The 25705-nt window shown below is 48.1% G+C and carries 23 protein-coding genes and 1 other RNA gene; 18 read left to right on the top strand and 6 right to left on the bottom strand.

Annotation, left to right across the window (positions count from 1 at the left end):
- Positions 1 to 57 precede the first annotated feature (57 nt).
- The 7 genes from obgE (at position 58) to mnmA (ending at position 7143) form a co-directional block, all read left to right on the top strand.
- Positions 58 to 1074 carry a GTPase ObgE gene (obgE, locus tag IPJ67_03720; GenBank protein ID QQR77227.1) on the top strand — a complete coding sequence of 339 codons (1017 nt, stop codon included), beginning with the start codon at positions 58 to 60 and terminating at the stop codon, positions 1072 to 1074.
- Positions 1075 to 1502: 428 nt separating this feature from the next.
- Positions 1503 to 2774 (top strand): DEAD/DEAH box helicase, encoded by a 1272-nt coding sequence (locus IPJ67_03715; GenBank protein QQR77226.1) that lies wholly within the window; start codon positions 1503 to 1505, stop codon positions 2772 to 2774.
- A 15-nt stretch (positions 2775 to 2789) separates the two neighbouring features.
- A complete protein-coding gene (locus IPJ67_03710) occupies positions 2790 to 2957 on the top strand; it encodes a hypothetical protein (protein QQR77225.1) in 168 nt (55 codons plus the stop codon).
- A gap of 116 nt (positions 2958 to 3073) precedes the next feature.
- Positions 3074 to 4351 carry a YeaH/YhbH family protein gene (locus tag IPJ67_03705; GenBank protein ID QQR77224.1) on the top strand — a complete coding sequence of 426 codons (1278 nt, stop codon included), beginning with the start codon at positions 3074 to 3076 and terminating at the stop codon, positions 4349 to 4351.
- Between the two features lie 154 nt (positions 4352 to 4505).
- Positions 4506 to 4868: a hypothetical protein gene (locus IPJ67_03700; GenBank protein ID QQR77223.1), complete on the top strand. Its 363-nt coding sequence runs from the start codon at positions 4506 to 4508 to the stop codon at positions 4866 to 4868.
- Positions 4849 to 5820: a hypothetical protein gene (locus IPJ67_03695; protein ID QQR77222.1), complete on the top strand. Its 972-nt coding sequence runs from the start codon at positions 4849 to 4851 to the stop codon at positions 5818 to 5820. Before IPJ67_03700 ends, IPJ67_03695 begins: the two co-directional genes overlap by 20 nt.
- A 240-nt stretch (positions 5821 to 6060) precedes the next feature.
- Positions 6061 to 7143, top strand: coding sequence for a tRNA 2-thiouridine(34) synthase MnmA (mnmA, locus tag IPJ67_03690; protein QQR77221.1), 1083 nt, complete (start codon positions 6061 to 6063; stop codon positions 7141 to 7143).
- Positions 7144 to 7183: 40 nt separating this feature from the next.
- Here the strand turns inward: mnmA and IPJ67_03685 are convergent, their stop codons facing one another.
- Complete coding sequence (locus IPJ67_03685; GenBank protein QQR77220.1) at positions 7184 to 8161, bottom strand: GGDEF domain-containing protein; 978 nt, start codon at positions 8159 to 8161, stop codon at positions 7184 to 7186.
- Between the two features lie 58 nt (positions 8162 to 8219).
- Between IPJ67_03685 and IPJ67_03680 the strand changes: the two genes are divergently transcribed.
- The 10 genes from IPJ67_03680 (at position 8220) to vanZ (ending at position 17092) form a co-directional block, all read left to right on the top strand.
- Entirely contained in the window at positions 8220 to 9281 is a 1062-nt protein-coding gene (locus tag IPJ67_03680; GenBank protein QQR77219.1) for an A/G-specific adenine glycosylase, read from the top strand.
- Between the two features lie 23 nt (positions 9282 to 9304).
- On the top strand, positions 9305 to 10378 hold the full coding sequence (locus IPJ67_03675) for an AI-2E family transporter (protein ID QQR77218.1): 1074 nt from the start codon (positions 9305 to 9307) through the stop codon (positions 10376 to 10378).
- Positions 10375 to 11223 carry a prolipoprotein diacylglyceryl transferase gene (lgt, locus tag IPJ67_03670; GenBank protein QQR77217.1) on the top strand — a complete coding sequence of 283 codons (849 nt, stop codon included), beginning with the start codon at positions 10375 to 10377 and terminating at the stop codon, positions 11221 to 11223. Before IPJ67_03675 ends, lgt begins: the two co-directional genes overlap by 4 nt.
- Positions 11224 to 11241: 18 nt before the next feature.
- Positions 11242 to 11643, top strand: coding sequence for a hypothetical protein (locus tag IPJ67_03665; GenBank protein ID QQR77216.1), 402 nt, complete (start codon positions 11242 to 11244; stop codon positions 11641 to 11643).
- A gap of 16 nt (positions 11644 to 11659) precedes the next feature.
- Positions 11660 to 12709, top strand: coding sequence for a hypothetical protein (locus tag IPJ67_03660; protein ID QQR77215.1), 1050 nt, complete (start codon positions 11660 to 11662; stop codon positions 12707 to 12709).
- A gap of 136 nt (positions 12710 to 12845) precedes the next feature.
- On the top strand, positions 12846 to 13415 hold the full coding sequence (locus IPJ67_03655; GenBank protein ID QQR77214.1) for a hypothetical protein: 570 nt from the start codon (positions 12846 to 12848) through the stop codon (positions 13413 to 13415).
- A gap of 113 nt (positions 13416 to 13528) precedes the next feature.
- Positions 13529 to 14524 (top strand): hypothetical protein, encoded by a 996-nt coding sequence (locus tag IPJ67_03650; GenBank protein ID QQR77213.1) that lies wholly within the window; start codon positions 13529 to 13531, stop codon positions 14522 to 14524.
- A gap of 5 nt (positions 14525 to 14529) precedes the next feature.
- Entirely contained in the window at positions 14530 to 15543 is a 1014-nt protein-coding gene (locus tag IPJ67_03645; GenBank protein QQR77212.1) for a hypothetical protein, read from the top strand.
- A gap of 31 nt (positions 15544 to 15574) precedes the next feature.
- A complete protein-coding gene (locus tag IPJ67_03640) occupies positions 15575 to 16309 on the top strand; it encodes an HAD family phosphatase (protein ID QQR77211.1) in 735 nt (244 codons plus the stop codon).
- 351 nt (positions 16310 to 16660) lie between these two features.
- Positions 16661 to 17092, top strand: coding sequence for a VanZ family protein (gene vanZ / locus IPJ67_03635; GenBank protein ID QQR77210.1), 432 nt, complete (start codon positions 16661 to 16663; stop codon positions 17090 to 17092).
- Between the two features lie 310 nt (positions 17093 to 17402).
- Here the strand turns inward: vanZ and rplT are convergent, their stop codons facing one another.
- The 5 genes from rplT to smpB all read right to left on the bottom strand — a co-directional run bounded on the left by rplT (position 17403) and on the right by smpB (position 19566).
- Complete coding sequence (gene rplT, locus IPJ67_03630) at positions 17403 to 17747, bottom strand: 50S ribosomal protein L20 (protein QQR77209.1); 345 nt, start codon at positions 17745 to 17747, stop codon at positions 17403 to 17405.
- 25 nt (positions 17748 to 17772) lie between these two features.
- A complete protein-coding gene (locus IPJ67_03625) occupies positions 17773 to 17967 on the bottom strand; it encodes a 50S ribosomal protein L35 (protein QQR77208.1) in 195 nt (64 codons plus the stop codon).
- A gap of 11 nt (positions 17968 to 17978) precedes the next feature.
- Positions 17979 to 18527, bottom strand: coding sequence for a translation initiation factor IF-3 (locus IPJ67_03620; GenBank protein ID QQR77207.1), 549 nt, complete (start codon positions 18525 to 18527; stop codon positions 17979 to 17981).
- Positions 18528 to 18546: 19 nt separating this feature from the next.
- Positions 18547 to 18948, bottom strand: a transfer-messenger RNA (tmRNA) gene (gene ssrA / locus IPJ67_03615).
- A 171-nt stretch (positions 18949 to 19119) separates the two neighbouring features.
- The gene (smpB, locus tag IPJ67_03610; protein ID QQR77206.1) at positions 19120 to 19566 is read right to left on the bottom strand and encodes an SsrA-binding protein SmpB; all 447 of its coding nucleotides are present in this window, start codon (positions 19564 to 19566) and stop codon (positions 19120 to 19122) included.
- Between the two features lie 194 nt (positions 19567 to 19760).
- Between smpB and IPJ67_03605 the strand changes: the two genes are divergently transcribed.
- On the top strand, positions 19761 to 25697 hold the full coding sequence (locus IPJ67_03605) for a fibronectin type III domain-containing protein (GenBank protein ID QQR77205.1): 5937 nt from the start codon (positions 19761 to 19763) through the stop codon (positions 25695 to 25697).
- Positions 25698 to 25705 lie beyond the last annotated feature (8 nt).

Raw genomic sequence — 25705 nt, 5'->3', positions numbered from 1 at the left:
ATGTTAACAAGAATTTTTCCTTGCCTTTCGACGGTTTCCGTGCTAAGATTGGAAACTATGCTTATTGATGATGTCACTCTTGAGGTGTCGGCGGGGAAAGGTGGAGACGGCGTGGTGCGATTTACGCGGACCATGATGAATGAAGGACCGACTGGCGGAAATGGCGGACGTGGTGGAAACGTCGTGCTTTTGGGCGTGCCGGACTTGGGTGCGCTTCGTCCGTTTCGATCGGTCAAGAGTGTACGAGCGGGAAATGGCGGGCATGGCGAGCAAAACATGCGTACCGGCGCCGATGGCGATGACAAAATCGTGCGCGTGCCTGTGGGAACTGTCGCGCATGATGTGGCGCGTGGCAGAGACTATGATATTGTCTTTCCGGGACAGAAGGTGCTTGTGGCGCGCGGTGGGAATGGTGGTTTTGGGAACTTTCACTTTCGCTCGAGTCGGAATACGACGCCGGACCGGGCAAATCCGGGGCTTCCCGGGGATGCAATGACACTTCACTTGGAGCTCAAACTGATTGCTGATATCGGACTTATCGGGTATCCCAATGTGGGGAAATCGAGCCTCCTCAATGCGCTTACCGATGCATCGAGCAAGGTGGGAAACTATCGTTTCACGACGCTCGAGCCAAATCTCGGCGTGTACTTCAATACGATACTCGCGGATATTCCGGGGCTTATCGAGGGTGCTTCGGAAGGGAAGGGATTGGGGCACAAATTTTTGAAGCACATTGAGCGGACGCGCGTGCTCTTTCATCTCGTTGCGGCGGACAGCAAGACGCCTGTGACTGACTATGCGAATATCCGCAAGGAGCTCAAACGGTATAATCCGAAATTACTTGAGAAGCCGGAGTGGATAGTCATTTCGCGTGCCGATGAGCGGACGCCCAAAGAGGTGCAAAAACTCGTGAAAGCGCTCTCAAAGAAGAATCCAAATACCTTTTCTTTCTCTATACTCGATGACGTGTCTCTTCTGCGGATGCAAGAAACAATCGCCGGAATTGCGCGGGTATTTTCGTCTAATCAGGCTTCAGATGAGCCATCTCAGAGTGTTTCCGATAATGGGTCTTGACAGCGAAAAGATTCTCTGCTATTATTGAGTATTGTAGTGTCTGTTCGGTTTTCTTGATATTTCTTTCCTTTCGATCCCCCACTGATATTTTTTGGGATGCGAGAAGGTTGGCAAGATCGGTTTGTTCGGACAGCAAGAAGCTTTTTTCTCGGAAGAGTTCAAGGAGTTTCCTTACACTTCATTCATCACTGTGCAATGCCTCGGGAGCGTTTATCGTCTTCCATGAAGAAGGCAATGGCGTCAAATTTGAACGACGTCGCGCAAGAGAGGGAGAGATTTGTGAGGCTACAAAATATCATCTGAAACGGTACTCTCTTTCGTGTATGTTCGAGGGATCCTTTTCGGAGGATTCCGTTTTTGTCTGGCACGCTTCGCTTGTATAGCGAGGCGTGCGCAAAACGGGACATAATTTTCTAGAGAGTAATCGTATGTTTCAAGAGAGAAGTTTCCGGTCGCACAATTCGCGATCGAAGTGGAGCGCGCCCAAGGGAGCTGGCAAGGGTGGTCGAGGGAAGTCGTCGCTCGAGAAGAATTTCGATATTTCACAATTTGTAAAAAAAGCCGTCATATCGACGGAAACAGAAGCTTTTCATCCGGAACATGCGTTTTCGGATTTTCCTATACACGAAAAGTTGAAGAAAATCATCGCCGGTCGGAATTTTGAGAATCCGACACCAATTCAGGATGCGGCGATTCCGCTCGTCCTCTCAGGGCGCGATGTTATTGGTATTGCCAATACGGGTACTGGGAAGACTGCGGCATTTCTTATTCCGCTCATCAACAAAATATTTCACGCGCCAAAAGATGAGTTTGTGCTCATTCTTGTGCCGACACGAGAACTTGCGTTGCAGATTCAGGCAGAATTCCTCGCATTTTCCAAAGGCTCGGGAATTCAGTCAGCCATAGTAATTGGTGGTGCGCATATGCATTCCCAGGTGCGTGATTTGCGGGCGCATCCAAACTTCATTATCGGGACGCCAGGACGCATCAAGGATTTGATTGAGCGTCGGCTCATGGATATTTCCGGATTTAACAATATCGTACTCGATGAGGTTGATCGCATGCTCGACATGGGATTTGTGCGAGATATCAAGCATATTTTGTCACTTGCCAAGAAGGAGCGTCAGTCACTTTTCTTTTCAGCAACTATGGAAGCGGGTGTGCGTGAAATCGCAAAGTCGTTTCTGACCAATCCCGTGACTGTTTTCGTCAAATCGCGAGCAACATCGGAGAATGTTCATCAGGATGTCGTGCATGTGAATGGACGAGAAGAAAAAATCGAGCGTCTTCATGAGATGCTTCTTCAGGAAAGTTTCCAGAAAGTGCTCGTGTTTAGCAAAACCAAACATGGTACAGAGAAACTTGCCAAAGTGCTTTTCGAACGCGGATTCAAAGCAGGTGCAATTCATGGCGATTTGTCTCAGGGCCAGCGCGAACGATCACTTGCGAGATTTCGCGATGATCAGCTGCGTGTTTTGGTGGCGACAGACGTTGCGGCGCGCGGACTTGATATTGATGGCATTACGCATGTTATCAACTACGATCTTCCGATGACGTATGAAGACTACATTCATCGCATCGGGCGTACGGGTCGTGGCACGAAGATTGGCTATGCTTTCACATTTGTCGAGCGCTTCGAGACTGTCTCTCGAGGTCATTCGCCACGATCATTTGCTTCTACCGGACGAGGACGCCGATAATACTTTCGTGAGTGAATGCAATTTCTGATCGATATGTTTTGGGTCGCCACGAAAGTGGTGACCCTTGTGTTTTCTCGAGTGTCGTGGTACAAGGGAAATATGCAAACAGAGCGATGTATTTCTCCGGCAGGGTGTATGAGTGCGCTTCTTTTGAAGCGTGATTGTTCTCATGTGACTCGGTAATCTCTCTGCTTGCAAAAAGGGAATATCTGCAAGAAGGAACGCAAAAAGAGAACCCGGTCGCGCGAGAGGCGGCGGGGAGTTTTTTTAACAATTTTTTCAAGGTGTGGAGGTATGAGATGACTATGATTATTGATCGTCGTGGTAGAGATGGGAAGAATAAGAGTGCGGTAAATCGCCAACGCTTTATTCGGCGATTTAAAGGTCAGATGAAGAAGGCGATAACTGATGCTATAGGGAGTAGGCGCAGTATCACTGACGTCGACAAAGGCGAGAAGGCAAATATTCCCGCTCGCGATTTGTCCGAACCGACATTCAAGCATGGACAGGGTGGGAGACGTGAAGTGATTCACCCAGGAAACAGAAAATTTACCACGGGCGACAAAATGGCACGTCCAAAGGGCGGTGCAGGAAATGGCGCGGCGGGCAGTGGTCAGGCAAGCAATAGCGGAGAAGGCGAAGATAATTTCGTTTTTGAGCTGTCTCGTGAGGAATTTTTGGAGCTGTTCTTTGAAGATTTGGAATTGCCCAATCTCATCCGGACACAGCTTGCTAAAGTGACGGAGTTCAAGTCGGTTCGTGCGGGATTTAGTAGTACGGGGAGTCCGTCTTCAATCTCTATCGTGAGGACATTTAAGGGGGCATATGGTCGAAAGATAGCGATACTCGGGGCTCGAAGGGCGGAAATTGTAGCAATTAAGGCTGAAATTCAGAATCTTCTTGATGCAGGAGTTGATCCTGATGATGAGAAAATTTGTGAGCTTCGTGAACGAATTCGGGAAATTCAGGCGAAGAAATTGCCCCCGTTTATCGACACGTTTGATCTCCGATATGCCAATCGGATTCAACAGCCGCAGCCGTCGACGCAGGCGGTGATGTTTTGCATTATGGATGTGTCGGGATCAATGAATGAAAAACGAAAAGATTTGGCGAAGCGATTCTTCACGTTGTTGTATTTGTTCTTGAGTCGCAACTACGAGAGAATTGACGTAATTTTTATCCGACATCACACGGTGGCGATGGAGGTGGATGAACAGACGTTCTTTCATGGAAAGGAGACGGGCGGAACCATTGTATCGAGCGCGCTACGCCTGATGAGTGGGATTGTAGTAGAACGCTACCCAACTGCCAGCTGGAACATTTATGCTGCGCAGGCTTCCGATGGCGACAATTGGCATTTTGATTCACCTGTCAGTCGAGATATTTTACTGAATCAAATTATGCCACTTGCGCGCTACTATGCCTATGTCGAAATTACTCCGGATCGTCACCAAAGCCTGTGGGAGGCGTATGAGGAGGTAAGGAAGCAGTGTTCGCATTTTTCCATGCGGCAGATAGATTCTTCGTCAGACATCTACCCGGTGTTCCGGGATTTGTTTAAGCGGAGGGTGAAGTAAGTGAATGGTAATTTTTTGGGTGAGCGATGCTCCCAAGTATTGCTTGAGGCGGTTTATACTTTCGGCAGAAAGCCAGAGTATGAATCGCCTTTTTTCTTTCTTGTGTTGTCGTGGTAGAATAAGAGCACTTTTAATTTTTTTGAATGAAGTTTCTATGACGGAAAAACAAAAGATTACCGTTGCTGTCGGTGTAGGACTTTTGGTTATCGCCTTTGCGTTTATCTATCGGCAATTTGCTGATCAGCGGTCTGCTCTTGTGAATGAGTCGTCGGTGATGCCTCTCCCTCCGACAGCACCGGCACCCGCACCATCGAGCGACTCTCTGATGAAGGATGCGACAATGCAAGAACCGGTAGCAACGCCAGAGACACCGGATGCGGTTGTTGACGATATCTTGAAGAATGATGCAAATACATCGGCGCTTGATAATGAAGCAGCTGGCGAGACGCAAACAGCGAAAGAGAATGTACAAACTATTGATGATATAACTAACGCCTATGATGATACACAGCTCTAGACTCTTCAAAGGAGTAACTGTTTCTGTTGCATTTTCCTGTGTGCTTTCCCTCGGAATTGCGGCTGCACGCGCTGATGAAAGCTCTAGTAGTGAGACGGGAAGCAGTACGAGTGGAAATAGTGATAGTGGTAGGAAAGCTCCTTGGGTGAGGGCGCATGACCTTGCAGCGGAGCGAAAGGCTCAGATCGAAAATGACAATGCGAAGAAGGGTGCTCTTGTTGAGGGTACTCTCGAGGATCGTCAGGCAAAAAGGGAAGAGAATATGATGGACCGGAAACAGAACTTGTGCACGAACATGATTGAGCGGAATGCGAAAATGAGTGAGCGTTTGGATGGTGCGCAGAAAAATATCTTGGATCGGAAGACGAATCGCCGGAATGTCTTTGATGAGAATCGAGATGAACGAGATGCGACGCTCGAGAAGAATCGAAACGAGCGCGATGCCAAGCGCGAAGAGATGTATGCAAAACTTCTCGAACGAGCAGGTGATGATGCGGACAAGCAGGCAGCTATTGCGACGTTCAAAGCAACGGTAGAAAAGGCAGTTGCCGATCGACAACAGACGGTTGATGCAGCGATTGCGGCATTTCGCACTGGTGTCGATGCGGCGATTGGCACAAAGAAGACGACTATCGATGCAAGTCTCTCGACCTTTAAATCTGCAGCAGATGCAGCATTTGCGACCGCGAAAAGCGATTGTGATTCGGGTGTTGATCCGGCGACTGTTCGCGAAACATTGCAGGCGAGCCTCAAAGATGCCAAGGCGGCTATGGGAGATCAGCGGAAAGATTCGGACACGGTTGGCGAGCAAGTGAAGACACTTGCTGAGGCGAAGAAAGTGTCATTCGCGGCTGCTCTTTCGGATTTCAAGCTGGCACTCGAACAGGCTCGTGCCGATTTGAAGACAGCTTTTGGGACTGTTGTGGAATCCAGTGATGGATCGAACTCCTAGTTTATCGGATTTCTTTGTAAGAAATTTTCATTTTTGGTGAAAGGTTCTGTCTTGATAATTCGAAGCAAAAGAACCGGTTGTCGCCGGTTTTTTTGTTGGTAAGTGGGAAAATTTCAGTAGATATTGTCAAAATTCATAGTGAGAGGTATGCTGAAACTCGGTTGCATTTCGACGGAGGCGTTTTAATTTTTTTGGATGTTGCTGCGTTTGGCGATGGTGTTTAAACGACAACGGGTCTAAATGGTACTACTGCAAAAGCAATCAAAAATAGCGGTGCTTGTTTCGGGCGGAGTGGATAGCTCTGTGTCTTTGGCGTTGCTTAAAAATGCAGGGTATGATGTTCGCGCATTTTATCTCAAGATCTGGCTGGAGGATGAGGTGTCTTTCTTGGGGGAATGTCCGTGGGAGGAGGATTTGCGATATGTTCGCGAGGTATGTGAACAGCTCGATGTACCACTTACGGTTGTGCCGCTTCAGAAGGAATATTGGGAAAGGATAGTCTCCTATGTGCTCGATGAGGTGCGCCTTGGACGGACGCCAAACCCTGATATGCTCTGTAACCCTAGAGTGAAGTTTGGTGCATTCTTTGAGACGCTTGCGAAGGAATCATTTGACTTCATTGCGACGGGACACTATGCGCGGACGACGCTTGTTCGAGGGAGGACGAAGCTTCTGTGTTCGCCTGATTTGGTAAAAGATCAAACATATTTTCTCTCGCAACTTTCACAGGTACAGTTGTCACGTGCGCTTTTCCCGATTGGAGAATATCAGAAAGATCGTGTACGGGAGCTTGCGCAGGAATTTCATTTGCCAAATGCAAGTCGAAAAGATAGTCAGGGCATATGCTTTTTGGGGAAGGTGCGCTTCGATGAATTTCTCGGGCACTATCTGGGTACGAAGCGAGGTGATCTCGTCGAATATGAAACGGGGAAGAAAATCGGAGAGCATGACGGTTTCTGGTATTTCACTATCGGGCAGAGGAAGGGTGTCAAACTCTCTGGTGGACCATGGTTTGTGGTTGCAAAAGATGCAAAGGAAAACACGGTGTTTGTTTCCAATGCGTGGCGTGGCGCGGAAGGATCGCGCGAGCAGTTTGTCATCGAAAATACGAATTGGGTATCTGGTTCATTTCCGAAGAAGAGGACATTCGATGTAAAAATACGCCACGGAGAAGCAAGATACCCGTGTCATATTCGATTGCTTTCGGGAGATCGATGGCGCGTACACCTCAACGAATCGCAGCCCGGCATTGCGCCGGGACAGTTCGCTGTATTCTATGATGGAGAGGAATGTTTGGGAGGAGGAGTGATTGTGGAGGAATAGGGTCATCTCAGAAGCTGTTCATTTTCCTGAAATCTTTTTGTTATTCTTTTGGTTTGAATCTCGAGAGAATCCCATTTTTGTCGACAAATTGTATCTGGTTACGTGTTTCGCTGAGATCTTCCTCTACCGTGATTCCTCCAAGACTTTCCGCAATATTTTTGACAGATGAGAAGTCGCCTTTTGCTGCTTGAACGGCCATATCAGCAGTTTTTATCTGTTTCTTGCTATCATCTTGGTATGGAGCAATACCAATACTTATGGTGACATGAAAATCGCGTTTTCTTTCAGCTCGAAATGTTCTTTGCTCGACAGCTGTTCGAATGCGCTCTGCTATTGCGCAGGCGATATCGATATCGACTGGAACAAGAGCAACTATTTCTTCGCCGCCCCATCGAGCTACTACGCCTTCGTTGTCACGGATTTTTTCTTTGATAGTCTTTGCGATTTCTTTGAGGACGGTATCTCCAGCATCATGTCCATATTCAGTGTTCACTGACTTGAACTTATCGGCATCTATGAACATAATAGAATAGTGCCTCCTGTAATCCTGCTGTTCTGTATGAGCTTGGCTTTCTTGGCGACGTTCCGAAAAGACCTCGGGTTGTTGTTCAAAGTTTTTTATGATTGCTTGTCGGCGGCGGACATTTTCTTCAAAAGCTCGCCTGTTGAGAAGTCCTGTGAGCGTATCATGATCAGCGAGAAAGCCCTGCTTTATTTTCTCATGGAGGAGATTGTTAATAGCTGAACCTGCAGGGTTGGATAATTCAAACACGGCGGAGGGAGAGTCTGAATCTTCTCTGATGGTATCTTCTTTCTCTGCGTATTCAATGAGGTATTCTTCTGCGGAAACGCCAATTTCTTTTGCTTTTTCTGTGGCATTCTTGAAGAAATCTTTTTGGGAACGGTATGCGCGCAACTTTTCCCGAAGGGCATCTCCTTTTTGTTTAATGATGTCTTCTTTGGAATCAGCAGATCTTTCTTTTGGACTGTTTACCGGAGTTGCTTCGAAGGTATTCATGGCGCAGTGTTAAAGCTTATATCTCTATGGTAAAATATTTCCTACTTTATGGAAAGCTATGGCAAGGAGATTGTTTCAACTGAATAGTGTTCGATTATTTGAATCGACGCTTCTCGACTTCTTTGGGAAGGCGGGGCGGGAGCATTTGCCGTGGCGTCGGGAGGGAATTTCGGCATACGAAGTGTGGGTGTCGGAGATTATGCTTCAGCAGACACAGGTATCTCGCGTTCTTTCCTATTACGGGAAATTTTTCGTGCGTTTCCCTGACGTCGAATCACTCGCACGAGCGTCGTGGGAAGAATTCCTGCCGTATTATGCGGGACTTGGCTATTACTCGCGTGGGAGAAATATGCTTCGCACGGCGAAGATAGTTGTTGAGACATTTGGTGGGGAATTTCCGCGGGATATTAAGACATTGCAGACATTGCCCGGTGTCGGGGATTATACGGCGAGTGCGATTGCAAGCTTTGCTTATGATGTCAATACGCTTGCGTGGGATACGAATCTCCGGCGCGTTATTGGGAGGTTCTTTTTTGGGACAAAATATTTTGAGAAAATTCAGGAAGAGCGAAATGGGAAGAGTAGAGACAAGAAGAATGTTGCAGCAAAGGATGATTGGAGGAATAACATTGGGAATCGTTTTTCTGTTTCGGCGAAGACTTTGAATGCGGCGATCATGGATTTTGGCAGTGCAATATGCATAGGGAAGCCGAAATGTGCCGCTTGTCCGCTTGCTCTGCGATGCGTGTATTCCAAAGAAAAGGGTGAGAGAGAGTCGACGACAAAGCAAAAACAATTGCGAGTGGAAGGAAAAAAAGAGCGTGTGCGAAATTATGCGTGGAAGGATGCACGGGTCGAGGTAACTTTGCATGAAAATCATCGAAAGTATTTCTCGTCTCTCAAGGGAGAGTATCGACCGTTTCTTGTTCCATCATCACACAATACGCGAGCGGGAATAAAAGCGTGGTTTCGTGAGCGGTACGGGTTGGACGTGTCTGTCCGTCCGCCACACGAGAAGATATTGGTTGAGAATGTTCCCATTCTATTTGTGAATGTGCAGATTCTCTCTGGAACGCATGTCTTTGTTGAATTTTCAAAAGAGGATCTCCGGAAAGGATAGGGAAGTTGTGCTATACTAGCTTTATGCGCATTCCTCATTTTAATACAATTTTCTTTTTCCTTGTCTTCTTCGTGACTGGCGGGGTGGTGTTTTTTGTTATGCAGCCCTTCTTGACGTCACTGTTGGTGGCGGCGGTGTTGGCGACTCTCTTTCATGGAACATATCAATTTTTTCTCCGAGCATCTGGCGGTCGACGCGCTGTGAGTGCGTCGGGCATCCTCCTTCTTGTTGCATTCCTTGTTATCATTCCGATTCTCATCTTGGCAACGCTCGTCGTTGGAGAAGCAACGAACGCACTTTCGGCATTTTCATCAGGGGAGCATTCTCTCGGGGACATAGTGCAGACGGCTCAAATGAAATTGTCGGCACTTCCTTATATTGGAGAAGTTCTTTCGTCTCAGAATTTTCGGTTCGCAGATATGCTGGGAAGTGTCTCGAGTGGCAGTGGTGCTTTCATTTCGTTTCTGCAAGCACTCTATGGAAGTGTCGCGGGGTTGATTCTTTGGATATTTGCACTCTTCTTCGCGCTCTTTTACTTTCTCATTGATGGTGAGTGCGTGCTGAATTTCTTGAAACGTATGAGCCCTCTGTCGGATCGTGATGATGAGGAGCTTATGTATGACTTTGCATCTATGAGTCGGGCGGTCGTGAAGGGTTCTATCGCTGTCGCGATTCTGCAGGGAGTTGTGGGTGGTATTGGTGTCGCAGTCGCCGGGGTTTCATCGCCGGCTATCTGGGGAGCAGTGATGGGATTTTTCTCGCTTATTCCGGCGGTCGGGTCTGGTATTGTCTGGCTTCCGATGGGGCTTTGGCTCCTTTTCTCAGGAGATGCATGGCAAGGGGCCTTTCTGCTTGCTTTTGGCGTAGGGATTATTTCGACGATAGACAATGTACTTCGACCGAAATTTGTGGGGCGCGATACGCAGATTCATCCGCTCCTAGTGTTTTTCTCAACGCTTGGCGGTATTGCTCTTTTTGGTATTGTGGGGTTGCTTATCGGACCGATCATTGTTTCGTTTTTTCTTGCACTGGTTCGGATCTATGCGCGGGAGTTCAAGGTGGATCTTGATACCTACAATCAGAGTGGATCGGCATGATGAATTGGTGGCAGCATATTCCAGAACACATTAATCCGATTGTTTGTTCTTTCGGCAGTTTTTCTCTTTCTTGGTATAGCGTCACTTTTCTTCTTGGTGCACTTTTTTCTTTGTTATTTTTGTGGGGAGTGACTTGCCGAGATTCTATAGCAGTGCTTTCTCGAGAGGAATTCTTAGATTTTTCTCTGTTTCTTCTCGGTGGTGCAATTATTGGTGCTCGATTTGGATACGCGATTTTCTATAATGCTGCTTTTTTCGTTGCACATCCCGCTTCGCTTGTCTCGCCATTTGATCTTGAAACGGGCGCATGGATTGGTATTGCTGGTATGAGCGCTCATGGGGGAATTGTTGGTATAGTGCTCGCAGTACTTGTTTTTGCTTGGAAGTATCGGAAGTCTGTGTGTGTATTGTTGGATGCGGTAGCGCTCTCTGTGCCGATTGCTATTTTCTTTGGGCGTCTCGGGAACTTTTTTACGGGAGAGCTCTTTGGTCGCGTGACGAGTGTGTCATGGGGCATGTTCTTTCCGCGTGCTGGCGATGCATTCCTTCATCATCCGTCCCAACTCTATGAGGCGTGTGGCGAAGGAGTGGTTCTTTGGGCGGCGCTTCTTGTTCTCTCAAAGCGAATGAAGATTCCGGGGAAACTTTTTGCCTGGGCGCTTGGTTTGTATGGAGGGATTCGATTCTTTCTCGAATATCTCCGTGAGCCAGACAGGCAGATCGGCTTTATTTGGAGTATTTTTACGTTAGGACAGATCCTTTGCTTGGCGCTGATTGTTGCTGCAGGAATTCTCTTGTGGTGGATGAGAAAGGGAAGAAATGCTATACTTTCTCGTACAGGGTAATCCTTTATTTGCGCATGTATGTCTCAGTATGCAAAGGTGGCTCTTATAGGTGCTCTCGTCGTGGGAATCTTGGGTTTTATTGCCTGGGGAATCACGAGTGCGCCATCGGCAAGCGCTCCATCACCTGATGATTCTGGTGATCCCAATTCGTCGATAGTCTATTATTACGGGAAAGAATGTCCGCATTGCAAAGATCTTGAGAAATTTCTCGAAGAAAATCATATCGCCGAGAAGGTTTCTTTTGCGAAGAAAGAAGTGTGGCACAATACGAAAAACTCTCGCGAAATGCAGAGCCGAGCCGATGAATGTAAGATAGAAAAGTCCAGCATGGGCGTGCCATTTGTCTGGGCGGAAGGGAAATGTTTTGTTGGTGGGCCAGATGCTGAAAAGTTCTTTAAAGAGAAAGCTGGCATTCAATAGAAATAGAAGTGAAATCATGAATTTACCTTCACAAACATCGCGAGGTGCGAGAGGGCGCGTGTATATCGATGTTGCTCTGAAACAAAAACAATCAGAGACCGCCGTTGTCCGGAAGAACGTACATTCTTCTCGTGATTTTCTTGCACAGCCACTTGAATCAACCGTGTTTTTTCGTGGAAGTCGCATTGCCTATGGTGGTCGTCCCCACTCGAAAGAATCAGAAGGATTATCACGGAAGCATATTGATGATATTCGGTTGCGTTCTCCGGGCATGTCTGCCGAGAGTAAGCACTTGCACCCAGTGTCTCTGCGGTATCGGTATGCGTGTCGGCTTCGTGCGGTTGAAAAATGTATTATAAGAACAGGCGCTCTCTTCTCACTTTCTCCACGTCTCGCACTTCGCACGTCGCTCGTCGGCGCAGTTTTTCTTGGCGTGATTTCGACAACATTGACCTATCGATATTTTGGTGAGCACGCCTTTGCTCAGGGAGAATCCATAGCCACTTCAAAGGTTGTCCTAGAACGCCCTGAACCAGTGATACCAGATGAGCCAACTGTCCTCGGGGCGAGTGATCAGTCTGATGATCGTTTTGTAAACGAGGTGACGGATGATCTTGAGAGCATTCGGGAGATTGAAGAAAAAGAAGCGCTTGAAGTAAAGATTCGAGAGATGGTTTCGGGGTATCCGATAGAAGACATGGTGCCGTATATTATGGAGAAAGATAAAATTGTGGCGGCATTTCTCGTCGGCATTGCCAAGAAAGAGAGTGCATGGGGGAAGCGAGTGCCGCTCTTGAAGAGTCACGATTGCTTCAATTATTGGGGGTATCGCGGGAAGCGTCGCCTCATGGGGACGGGCGGGCATACGTGTTTCAATAGCCCGAAGGATGCGGTTGATACGGTGTCGCGTCGTCTGGAGAAACTCATCTATGCGGAGAAAGTCGATACGCCGGCAGAAATGATGGTGGTGTGGAAGTGCGGATATGACTGCTCGACTCACAACAAAGCGGACACGAAGAAGTGGATTCAGGATGTCGATCTCTATTTCCACCAGCTTGACGAATAGAATTAAATATGATAGAAATAAGTGTTATCGTTCGGTAACACTTTTTTATATGGATATTCCTTTATGCAGGGGGACACGGCGTATTTTCGGACTCTTTGGCTTTTTGAGCCTCTTTTTTGCGTTCTTTTTTAGTGGGATGCCGACTGTGGTACAGGCGTCGGATATAAGTGTGCAGGACAACCCGTTGGAATTTCATGGAGGTAGCGCTGATTTCAGTGTGGAAGAGGCGTTTGTTTCTCCGTCATGTGAAGCGGAAACATCTCCAAGGACGGGTGAATCAGAGGAAGACTTCCGATTTCGAATGCTTCTTGCCTCGACGCTTCAGGGCGAGCCGATGGAAACGATGGTGCCTTTTCTTGCGAAGCGTGACCATGAGACGGCGGCATTTTTGGTGAGCATTGCTCGGAAGGAAAGCTCGTGGGGCGAGCACGCGCCGACGAAGGATAGTCTTGACTGTTACAATTACTGGGGCTACAAAGGAACGGGGAGTCGCGGTACGAGTATGGGCTACGCGTGTTTTGCAGGTCCAGAGGAAGCAATTGAAACCGTAGGCAATCGGCTTTCTGAGCTTGTCCACGAGAAGCATCTGGATTCTCCGGAGCGACTCATCGTGTGGAAGTGTGGTTCATCTTGTGAGGGGCACTCTCCAGAGAGCGTTGCCAAGTGGATTGCGGATGTGAAAGGAGTCTATTCGAGGTTTTTCTGATTTTTTGGTGTGGTCAACGAGAGAGGAGTAGCTGTCTTTTTTACACTCTTTTTTGAGTGCTTTGATGGTATAATGAAAGAAGGTCACTCTTCTTTGCTGTAATACAAAAAGATATGCTCTGGCTCTTCGCGGCTATTGGGGGGTATGGGATGACGGCGCTTTCAGGGGTTGCTGATAAGTTTTTGGTGTCTGGGCGAATCGAGAAGCCGGTTGTATATGTTGTACTTTTAACATTGTTTAGCCTTGTTTCATTTGTGCTCGCACCATTTGGACTACAGATACTTCCGCCGATGGGGATGGCGATTTTCTTGGTGTCGGGGATGCTCTTTTCCTGGAGCTTGCTTTTTTTGTTTACAGCATTTCAGACAGGTGAAGTATCTAGGATTTTGCCACTCGTTGGTATCTTCTCGGCGATTGTGACTTTGTTGCCTTCGATTGTTCGTATTTTTATTTCAGGGGAGATTCCCATTTTTGGTTTTCTTTCGTTTTTCTTGTTGCTTGGTGGCGCGGTATTGCTTTCTTTTTCCGGCTCCGATGGGCGACCGTATTCGCGGAGAGATGTTGGACTTTCGCTTCTTTCGGGTGTATTTCTTGCAGGATTTTATCTTCTCATAAAGTTTGGCGAAGGGAGTGGGGCGAATTTTGTGAGTGGACTCATCTGGTCGCGATTTGGAGTGTTTCTTGGTGGAATGCTTTTGCTTTTTATTCCCATATATCGTCGAGATATTATGCCATTTTTGCCCAAGAAGATGCCTTCTTGGAAAGCAATGTTTTCTCGCTCTGCTCTTTCGCAGAGCAATACTCTGCAACGTCGGCAGACGGGCGCTCTCCCGACATGGCTTATTTTTATTTCCGGCAAGACGCTTGGTGGGATTGGTGCGATTCTCATCATATTTGCGACATATCGTGGACCGGTTGCGCTTGTTCAAGCGCTTGTCGGTGTTCAATTTGCATTTGTCTTCTTGATAGCACTTCTCCTTTCAGGGAGATTTCCCACTATTTTTTCGGAGAGATTGTCTCATGCAGATTGGCTTCGGAAGGCAGGCGCTTTTGTTTGTATATCAATCGGCGTGTGGCTCTCGGTTCGCGGAGAGATTTCTCTTTTCTAAAAGAAATGAAAAAAATATTTTTTCTGTTTTTGAAATTTTCTCTGTGGATGGTTCTTTTTGTTTGTATTCTTTCGGTGATTCTTTTTGTGTACTTCAACCTTCCGGGGCCAGCACCTCGCGAAGATGTGCAGTTCGGAGTGACATTCTCGAGTCGGTTTGCGCGGGACTTGGGACTCGATGCGTCTGAAACGCTGCGAGCGATTCTCTCTGACCTGGGCGTTCGGAGGGTGCGCATCCCGGTATACTGGGATGCGGTTGAGCGTGAGCGCGGGAGTTTTGATTTTTCGGACATAGACTGGCAACTTGATATGGCGCGGCAGTATGGCGCCGAAGTAATCCTCGCGGTGGGGCAGAAGGTGCCACGATGGCCGGAGTGTTTTGTCCCAGCATGGGCAGATACAGAAGCATTGAAAAACGAAGCTGCGATTCGCTTTATTCAAGAGACGATTGGTCGATACAAGAATCATTCAGAGATCTCTCTCTGGCAGATTGAGAATGAGCCGTTTCTTGCTTTTGGTATTTGTCCGCCCATTTCGAGTGACGTGCTTGATCGGGAGGTTGCCGCTGCGCATATGGCAGATCCTTCTCGTTCGATACTCACGACCGACAGTGGCGAGCTTTCGACGTGGATTCCGGCAGCGAGTCGCGGAGATGCATTTGGGACAACGCTCTATCGGAAGCTCTGGAGCAATCGTTTTGGGTATATCACGTATCCGATTGGACCGAATTTCTTTCGCTTCAAGGAAATGCTTGTTCGGCTGTTTACGCATCAAGAACGATTTATGGTCATTGAACTTCAGGCAGAGCCGTGGGCAAATGGATCGTTGACGGATGTTTCGCTCGATGAACAGTGGAAGACGATGAATGCTGGGCAGCTCATTGAGAATGTCCGATATGCACAGCAGGTTGGTTTTTCGGAGGTGTATCTCTGGGGAGCGGAGTGGTGGTACTGGCTCAAAGAGAAACGGGAGACTCCCGCGCTCTGGAATGCGGCGTATGAAGTATTTCGCTCGCGTTGACCGTCTGTGCAGAAGTCGATATACTTCTTTTATGAAATCAACAAAGAAAACCAAAGCGGCTATTTTCGATATAGATGGAACGATATTTCGGAAGAATCTTCATTTCGAACTTATCAATGAATTGTCGTGGTTGCGCATCTTTCCGTCGCATGTGCGGAAGACATTGGTCGACCTCTACTCAAAGTGGCTCACGCATACGGGAACCTATGAGGACTATCGTATCGCGCTTATCGATCTCTACGCGCGGTTTCTACGCGGGTGTACGCCGGAAGATGTGGCGCGAGCGGCAGAGAGTGTGGTGCCGTTTCGTGAGCGACAGACCTATATATTTGCTGAGAATCTCATTACCAAGCTCCGAGATGACGGGTATCTTCTCTTTGCTATTTCTGGATCGCCACTTGAGATTGTCGAGGCGTACAATCGCGACTATCTTCACTTTGATACGGTTGTCGGGAGTGTCTATGAAATAGGGGAGGATGGGCGATACACGGGCGTGGCATCGTATGAGCCGAGTCGGGACAAGGGGACGGCAGCGCGAAAACTTTTTGAAGAATATCACGTGTCGTTTGCTGATTCCTACGGCATTGGTGATACGGAGTCGGATATCAAGTTTTTGGAATTGGTCGAACATCCGATTGCTTTCAATCCCAATGAAAATCTCAAAGCCGTGGCAGAAAAAAATAGTTGGCGTATCGTAGTAGAAAAGAAGGATGTTGTATACGAAATAGACCCGAAGTGTTATCACTCGCTTCCTTTGCATAAATAAGGCGCCCTTTGCTTCATCTTGACCGAAGCGATCCCACCTTGGCAGGAATCGAAGCTGAATGACATAATGATTTGCCACTCTTCCTTTGCAAGGAAGGGCTGGAGGTGGTTGGTGTATGGAACCCCTCCACCTCGAATACGAGGCTCCTCCACTTACAAAGGAGAGGAGGGTGAGGAGATAGCGACGATAATTGTTTTTTGTCATAAATATGGGACAGTTTCTCGAAAAAATTCTCAAGAAAACGCTGTGGTTATGGCTTCCGTTTTTTGCTTTTGGTATCCTTGTGAAGGAGATCACCAATCGTTCCAAGAAATAGGGCGGAGCTCGCTTACTCCATATCGATCGTGAATCATGAAACATACTTTTTCGGAACGGCTGGCGCAGTGTGGCGTTTCACTCTATTTCTATGTGGTGCCGGTTGTTGTATGGATGGGTGTTATTTTCTTGCTGTCTGCTCAGCCAAGCCTTGGCGTCGCGGGGCAGCATATCTCGCTTCCCTATCTCTTGGTGCGTAAGGGTGCGCATATTGCCGAGTATTTCATTCTCGGAGCGCTTTCTTTCCGGCTCTTTAGGCATTGGTTTCCTCATAATACGCACATAGTCGCGGCTGGAACGCTCTTGATCTCGTTGCCATTTGCTATTTCCGATGAGGCACATCAACTCTTTGTGACCGGTCGACAGGGAAGGGTTTCCGATATTGTTATCGACGCCACAGGAATTTTTCTTTCGTTGATCTTTTGTCTCATTATTTTCCCGTGGTGGATGAGGAAGAAAGGGAAGTGATTTCTGCAGTATAGTTTGTAATGCCCACGCGGGAACAGAAATAGGGAGCTATGTGGGAGCAGGGCACCCATGAGGGGCTCCCCTACAGATTCAGTGTTGTTCCATAGGGGCGGCGGTTTATCCTCGCCTGTTTTCGAATTTCCGCCCTGTGCCCGATTTTTCATTGTGTCGTTTTCGATTACCATGATTCCGTGGTTGTGATTTGGTATCACGACGGGTATGTCCAACCCAATGTGTGGAAATTGTGTCCGAAATAATGAGAAAAAACCACCCTCGTTTTATGAGGGCGGTTTTCGTATAGGAGTGGGTTCTATTTCACCGAGGTGACGAAGGTCTTGAAGATAGCAGGATGCTGTACGGCGAGTTCGGAGAGGACTTTGCGGTCAAGCTCGATGCCTTTTTTCTTCTCAATATCGATGAATCGCGCATAGGTGAGACCGTGTTCGCGAAGTGCATTGTTGAGACGGACAATCCAGAGGCTTCGAAAAGAGCGCTTCTTGGCGCGTCGGTCGCGGTAGGCGTATTTGCCCGCCTTCATGATAGCTTCTTTGGCGGCGCGGTAGTTTGTCTTGCGGCGCCAGCGGAAACCGGTTGCCATCTTGAGAACGTTCTTTCTTCGTTTATTGGCGGTGACACCGCGCTTGACTCGTGGCATAAGAGTACTTTCTAGAGGTTATTTATCAGGCGTAGGGGAGGGCGGCTTTGATGTTTTTGGCGTCTTTGCCGGTCATGGTGATATCTCGTCGCTTGGCTCGTTTGGAATCTTTGGTTTCGCGGAGATTGTAGTGATTCTGCTTGGTTGTACGACGAATCACTTTGCCACTCTTGGTGACTTTGACTTTCTTTGTGACGGATTTCCGAGTTTTCTGCTTCATAGGTGTGTGCCTTATTTGGGAGCGATGATGATGTGGAGTCCGTTGGGGAATCGTTTCATGTCTTCTTCGACCGTGAAGGTTGCTTTTATACTGTTGAGAAATTCGCGGATTGCATCTCTTGCTTTGTCGGGGAGCGCCTTCTCGCGACCACGGAGCACGATTTCTATCTTTACCTTGTGTCCGCGCGTGAGGAATTTTTCTGTCTGTGTTCGTTTGAAGTCGAGATCGTGCGTGTCGGTGCGCAGACGGAGGCGGATACCTTTGGTCTCGACTTTCTTCTGCTTGCTCTTGGCTTTCTGTTCCTTTTTTCCCTCGGCGTAGAGGTACTTGCCGTAGTCGAGAATCTTGCAGACCGGAGGGGATGCCTTTGGGGAGACTTCGACGAGGTCGAGCTCCTGCTCCTTGGCGCGGGCAATTGCCTGTTCGGTAGGCATATTCTCATTGACGGTTCCGTCTGCATCGACGACAAACACAAATGGCACACGAATGTGCTCATTGACACGTGCTTTCGGTGCTTCGACAATTTTCGGTCTGGGCCTTCGGTAACGACGTCGACGCATTCTTTTTGTGTAAAAAAATAGGTGGAGTTGATGGGAATTGCACCCATGTCCAGTGATGAGGTTTAAAAATAGTCTACAAGCATAGCGCGCTTCATATGCGTCGGACCGTAAAAGCGTGCGAAAACGGGTCGACGTGTCTCATGTGCAGAAACGATCGATACTCCATGAGGCGAGAGTATCGGGTTTTCCCGAAAATATAACACCGGAACATTCCCTATCGGGAGTCGGGAGTCCGATGGCACTCACCGAACGAAGTTAGGCGAGAGCGGAAGCGAAAGCAGGCTGGAACGCTTGCGCGAAGGCTTGCTTTGCCTTTGTGATGAAGTTTGCAGATGTCATCGTGAAGGAGAGATTTGCGATATCACCTTCATAATCGGCTTGCGTATTTTCAAAGTGCATCCTGTCGAATCTAGACAACCCCACGACGATGAGAATATTTTGAATTCTCAGCATTGTACATTTGTCTAGAGGTTATTTTTCAGGGAAAATTATTTTTTTGTTTGTCTATATTTGCTTCGAAAGCTGCAGAAAATAATTTTCCCGGAAGAACAGTACGAGATGTATGCTTTTCCCTCACCTTATTAGGAATCCCTCAGTGTTCTCTCATTGCCCGTGCCATTTTTCGGTCGGCTTCGCGTTTCTGTGTTGTGGCACGTTTGTCGTACTCTTTCTTTCCTTTTGCCAAAGCAAACTCGACCTTCACAAGGTGTCTCTTAGTATAGACCCGAAGCGGAATGAGTGTCAAGCCGTTTGTCCGGACTTTGCCGATGAGGCGTTTTGCTTCGTTTTTCTTGATGAGGAGTCGGCGCGGGCGCGTGGGTTCGTAGCGTGAGGAGTCGCCGGCAAAGGGGTAGAAGGGGATGAGTGCATTGGTGAGCATGAGGTCATTGCCATGAATCGTGACGAAGCTCCCCTGGAGACTAATGTGTCCGGTTTTGATGGATTTGACTTCATGTCCCAAGAGAGCAATACCCGCTTCGATTGTTTCGAGGAGTTCGTAGTCAAATCGCGCACGTTTGTTGTAGGCAAAAGTAGGCATAATTTTGAGGCTCTCCCTTATGTTTACTCTAGCATGAATAGCCATTCGGGCAAGTTGAGAATATTTGCAGAGAAACTTTTTGGAATAGAGAGGTTTTCGTTTGTTTTCTCGTGCTAGGAGTTTTTTGTATTTTGTTGTAAAATTTGAGAAATGAGATGTCTTTCCAACTGCGGGATATTCTCGTGGTCTGGTATATGCAAAAATACAAAACGTTTTATTCGCGACTTTTGTTCTGGGGAGTTTCCTTGGGGCGATTGGTTGCTTGGAGTATTCGGCTGCTGTGGAGTTTGAAGCCACGGTATGTTGTTTTTTCTGTTCTGTCTGCCTCTGTAGTAGCGGGCGCTTTTTTATTTTTCTCTGGACGTATCCACAATATTTTTGCTGATGGGGAGATTACCGAAACATGGGATTTTGCGACGTCGGGAGACTATGTTGCTTCAAGTGGCGTGACGGTTGATGGTGCGAATACGGAGTCGCATCTCTCGGTCAAGAATTATACAAGTGACAGTGACACTGTCGCACTCTATCACTTCGACGAGTCAAACGGGACAACTGCCACTGATAGCTCGGCGAATGCAAACAACGCAACTGTGTCGGGAGGAAGCTTTGCTTCAGGCAACCTCAATAATGCACTTTCATTCAATGGGACGACGGCGTTTGCATCAGCTCCGGATTCGGCTGCAAATTCTTTGTCGCAGGCAAATACGATTGAGGCATGGACGAAGTTTTCGTCGGCTTTCTCGGTGGGGAGCCACCCTCAACGACAGGGAATTGTCGATAAGGGGGATTATCAGCTCTACTTTGATAATGAAACAGGAAAGCTTACCTATGAATTGGCAAATGCCTCGGCGTCCGGATGGACACAGCAGGCGGGGAACGACATTAATGGAAGTTGGGATTTGAATGGGAATCCAACAATAGAATCGTCAAATGTTCTTGGTGGGAATTTGTACGTCGGTACTGGAAATGGGACAGGTGATGCGGAAGTGTGGAAGTGGGATGGGACGAGATGGACGCAGATTGGCGGAGATGGATTGAATAACTGTTGGGCGATTAACACTTTTGAAGCAGTGTATGTCATGGCGAATGACGGAACAAATCTCTATGTGGGTCTTGGTCTGACGGCGGGTGATGCCGAAGTATGGAAATGGGATGGCTCGACATGGAGCAAAATAGGTGGCGATGCGTTGAATTCGAGTTGGCAAATAAACACCTTTGAAGCGGTGAATTCGCTGACATTTGTCGGAGGGTATCTCTATGCGGGTCTAGGAAATAGCGCCAATGATGCCGAAGTATGGAGATGGGATGGCTCGACATGGACCAAGATTGGTGGCGATAGTCTCAATTCCGGCTGGACGACGAATTATGAAGGTGTTTATAGTTTGACAAATGACGGCACGAATGTGTATGCCGGTCTCGGTTTGACGGCGGGTGACTCAGAGGTGTGGAAATGGAGTGGTTCATCGTGGACAAAAATCGGTGGAGATGGCCTCAATTCGAGTTGGGATGCAACCTACGAATATGTTTATTCGATGACGTATTTTGGCGGGAATCTCTATGTGGGTCTCGGCCTCACGGCGGGTGATGCCGAAGTGTGGAAATGGAATGGCTCGACATGGAGCAAAATAGGTGGCGATACCGTGAATTCGAGTTGGGATAGCTCAAGCTATGAAATGGTGTATTCTCTCGTGAACGATGGAACGACATTGTATGCTGGTCTTGGATCGACTGCTGGTGATAATGAGGTGTGGAGTTTTAATGGTTCGACATGGACCAAAATCGGTGGTGACGGAGTGAATGGGAGCTTTACAAATACACATACTATTGTGAGTACGCTCGCAGTGGACGGTTCAACACTCTATGCGGGTATTAGCACTTCAAGTAGCACTGTTTCAGCGCAAGAATGGTCATGGAATGGTTCTTCGTGGACACTTATCGGTGGTGATTATGTAAATTTTAGCTGGGGATTTCGTGGCCTTCGAAGCGTTGAAGTTTTGAATGTGACAGGCGATTATCTCTATGCCGGGACGGGAGTTGCCACTATTGGTAATGCCATGGTGTGGCAGTTTGATGGAACAACCTGGACACTTGTTGGCGGTCAGGGTGTGAATGGGAGCTGGGATGCGAATACCTATGAAACTGTGACGAGTCTTATTGGACACGAGGGTGAGCTTTATGTCGGCTTAGGATCAAGTGCTAATGATGCTGAAGTGTGGCATTGGGATGGATCAACGTGGGAACAGATTGGTGGCGATAGTCTCAATTCCGGCTGGACGACAAATTTTGAGGAGGTAAACTCACTCGCTTCATATGGCGGATTTCTTTATGCTGGACTTGGAAATAGCGCCAATGATGCTGAAGTGTGGCGATGGGATGGTTCGACATGGACCAAGGTCGGTGGTGACAGTCTCAACTCCGGCTGGACGACGAACTTTGAGCGCGTGACAGCACTTGGTGTGCATGCGGGGAAAATTTATGCGGGTCTCGGGTCGAGCGCTGGTGATGCTGAAGTTTGGGAGTGCACGAATTGCGAAGGTACTCCAGTATGGAGTCGTGTTGGCGGAGATGGTGTAAATTCGAGCTGGGCAAACAGTACCTATGAGCAAGTGGATAGTCTGATTGTCTATGCGGGGTTTCTCTATGTAGGACTCGGAACATCGACTGATGATGCGGAGGTGTGGAAATATGATGGTTCGTCCTGGATACAAATTGGCGGAGATGATGTCGGCGGGAGTTGGTCGAGTGGGACGTATGAACGGGTCCGGACACTCGCGGTATATAATGGAGCACTCTATGCGGGATTGGGGACAACTGCCGGAGATGGAGAGGTGTGGCGGTATGTCGGGTCGTCGTGGTCGCAGGTCGGCGGTGATAATGTGAATGGAAGTTGGGGATCAACGATTGAAGAGGTGGGAGCATTTAGTGCTTACAAGGGAAAGTTTTATGCTGGAACTGGAAATACAGCCAATGCTGATGCGGCGGTGTGGTCATTTGGAAACAATGCGTTTCTCCAGTCGGCGACAAGCTCTTTCGATACCAATTGGCATCATGTTGCAGCGACTTATAATGGTTCGACCATGAGTTTGTATGTCGATGGGACACTGAATAATTCGCGATCTATCTCGATGTCCATTTCAGATTCATCGAGTGATATCTTGATTGGGACAACCTATGCTGGTCGCGAGTACGGGAAACCAGAAGGGTTCTTTCAGGGTTCTCTTGATGAGCTCCGCATTAGCTCTGTTGCACGCACATCTTTTCAGTCAACCCCTTACTCGAGTGGATATGAAACGGTGACACTTGCTTCTGCAGTGCATACTTCTGGAGTGAAGAAATGGGATGCATTTGTCACGGACGAGGAGTCGCCCGGCACTCTTACCTATCGCCTCTCGGATAATGGTGGGTCAACGTGGCAGTATTGGAATGGTTCCGCATGGGCGACATCATCTGGATATGCACAGTCGAATGATGCCTCAACGATATCGACGAATATCTCGACATTTCCCGCGGGATCTGGCGGACTTTTGTGGCAGGCAATATTTCTTGGAGATGGAAATGAACTGGTTCAGCTCAATTCCGTTGACTTGACGGCTACAGCGGATATTGTGGCGCCGGCGTGGGGAGGAACGCCGACCCTGAGTGCGAAGGACTCAGATGGTGGCTCGACAGATCTTACAACGGGTACCTGGTATTCTTATACGGCGCCTTATTTTGAATGGTCTCCGGCGACAGATACGGGCGGATCGGGTGTGTCAGGATACTTTGTGTACTTTGGTACTTCGGCAAGTGCCGAGCCGACGACACAGGGGCATTTCCAGGTGGGGAATAGCTACGTGGCAACCGTCGATACAGATGGGAATGCACTGGTGAGTGGACAGAAATACTATCTTATCGTGAAAGCGAAAGATATCGCACAGAATACGAGTGTAGTGTTTCCGGTAGCATTTTCGTATTGGCTTGACTCGACTGCTCCAACGAATCCCCTTGGTGTGACAGCGGCGCCGGCGGTCTATTCTCCCGATGCTGATTTCTCATTCCTCTGGAGTGCTGGAACAGATGGAAATGGCAACCCAGCAACAAATTCTATGATTGCTGGATATCAATATCAGATCGCTGCCGTCGTCGCAAGTGATGGGTGGTCAACAACGACGACGGCTCTTCAGGTGGATATCACTGGTGCTGCCTATCAAACCGGGGAGAATTTCTTCTATTTGCGTACTATCGATGTCGCGGGCAATGTGAGCTCGGGAAATGTTCGCACGTCGTTCTACTATGCTGGATCGGGACCGACGGCGCCGCAGAATGTTCAGGCAATACCGGCTACAAACACTGCGAACTCTTTTGCTTTCATTTGGGATCCGCCGTTTAGTTTTTCGGGAGACGCTAGTGACCTGACGTATTGCTATACCGTGAATGCAGTGCCATCGGAAGATACTTGTTCATTTACGCTTCCTGGTGTGGAGTCGGTAGCAGCATCTTCGTTTGCGACGCAGAAGGGAACGAATACCTTCTATGTGGTTGCCAAGAACCCGGAGGATTTGGGAGGGGTTATCAACTATGGCGCCTATGAAACGGCTGAGTTTGTTGCCAATACAAGTGCGCCAGGGATTCCTCTGAGTATGGATATTGCTGACGTATCGGTGAAGAATACCGAGTCATGGAAGCTTGCCGTTTCATGGGAAGCTCCATCAGATATTGGCTCTGGTGTCGATTCCTATCAGATATATCACTCGCTGAGTGAAGGCGGGACATATACAAAGGTTGCTTCGACGAGTGGTATCGCCTTTGTGGATACGGGATTGACGCAGGTGGTTCATTACTACAAGATTCGTGCTTGTGATAGTGTTAACAATTGCGGAGCCTTTAGTGAAATTGTCTCGGCATATCCAACGGGAAAATATACCGAAGCAGCTGGACTCGCATCTGGTCCATTAGTTTCACTTATTACGACAAAGAGTGCGACGATTGGCTGGTCTACCGATCGGACATCAGATAGTAAAGTGCAGTATGGAAAAGGATCCGGGTCATACTACTCCGAAGAGCCGAGCAACTCCGAGCAGGTGACGGATCATGAGATTAAGCTCTCGAATCTCTCTCCGGGGACGACATATCACTATCGTGCGCGTTGGACAGATGAAGATGGCAACACGGGGCTCTCGGGAGAAAAGTCGTTCAAAACAGATCCCGCTCCGACGGTGGTTGATCCAAATTTGAAAAGCGCGGGACTCACGAGTGCTATCTTGGAATTTACAGCAAAGGGGGCAAGCAAAGTGAAAATATACTACGGGCTAACAGAAGCCTTCGGTCTCGTGAAAGAAGTGGCTACATCAACCTCTGAAACAACATACACGACGAGTCTTGAAGATCTCCTTGATGGGACGAAATATTACTACAAGATAAATACGGTTGATAGTGAGGAAGAAGAATACGAAGGGAGTACACTTTCTTTTGAAACATTGCCACGACCGAAGATTGAAGAGGTGCGTATTCAACAGGTGAAAGGAACGGCGCAAACAGTACTGCTTATTTCGTGGAAAACAAATACCGAAACATCTTCTATTGTCACATACTCTCCTGAAGGACGCGATGGTGATGCGAAGGATGAGGTTGATGCAAAGATGGTGACCGGGGAACACCGGATATTGCTTCGAGATCTTTTGCCACAGACACCGTATTCGCTCATCGTGAAAGGTCGGGATAATTTTGGGAATGAGGCAAAATCCACTGCTCTGCAATTTACGACGGCAACGGATACGCGTGCCCCGCAAATTATTGATGCGAATGTCGAGGGACTTATCGTGAAGTCGGCCGATGGAAGTCAGGGCGAACCGGAAGCACAACTTGTTGTCACATGGACAACAGATGAATCGGCAACAGCGCAGGTTGAGTATGGCGAAGGCACGGGGTCAGTCTATCCGCAGAAGACACAGGAGGATGCTTCATTGGTGTCGAATCATACGGTGGTTATTTCGAAACTGACGCCGTCGAAAGTGTATCACTTGCGTGTTCTTTCAAAAGACAAAGCGGGGAATATCGGGGAATCAATCGATATTGTTTCCATTGCGCCGAAGGCAACTCAGAATGCGCTCGATATCGTATTCTCGAGTCTGAAGTCTATTTTTGGTCAGTAAACTTTGTT

This window comes from Candidatus Moraniibacteriota bacterium (genome assembly GCA_016699385.1).
Classification (GTDB): Bacteria; Patescibacteriota; Minisyncoccia; order Moranbacterales; family UBA1568.
Note: the sequence above shows the minus strand (reverse complement) of the source record. Positions and strands in the feature narration are given on the sequence as shown.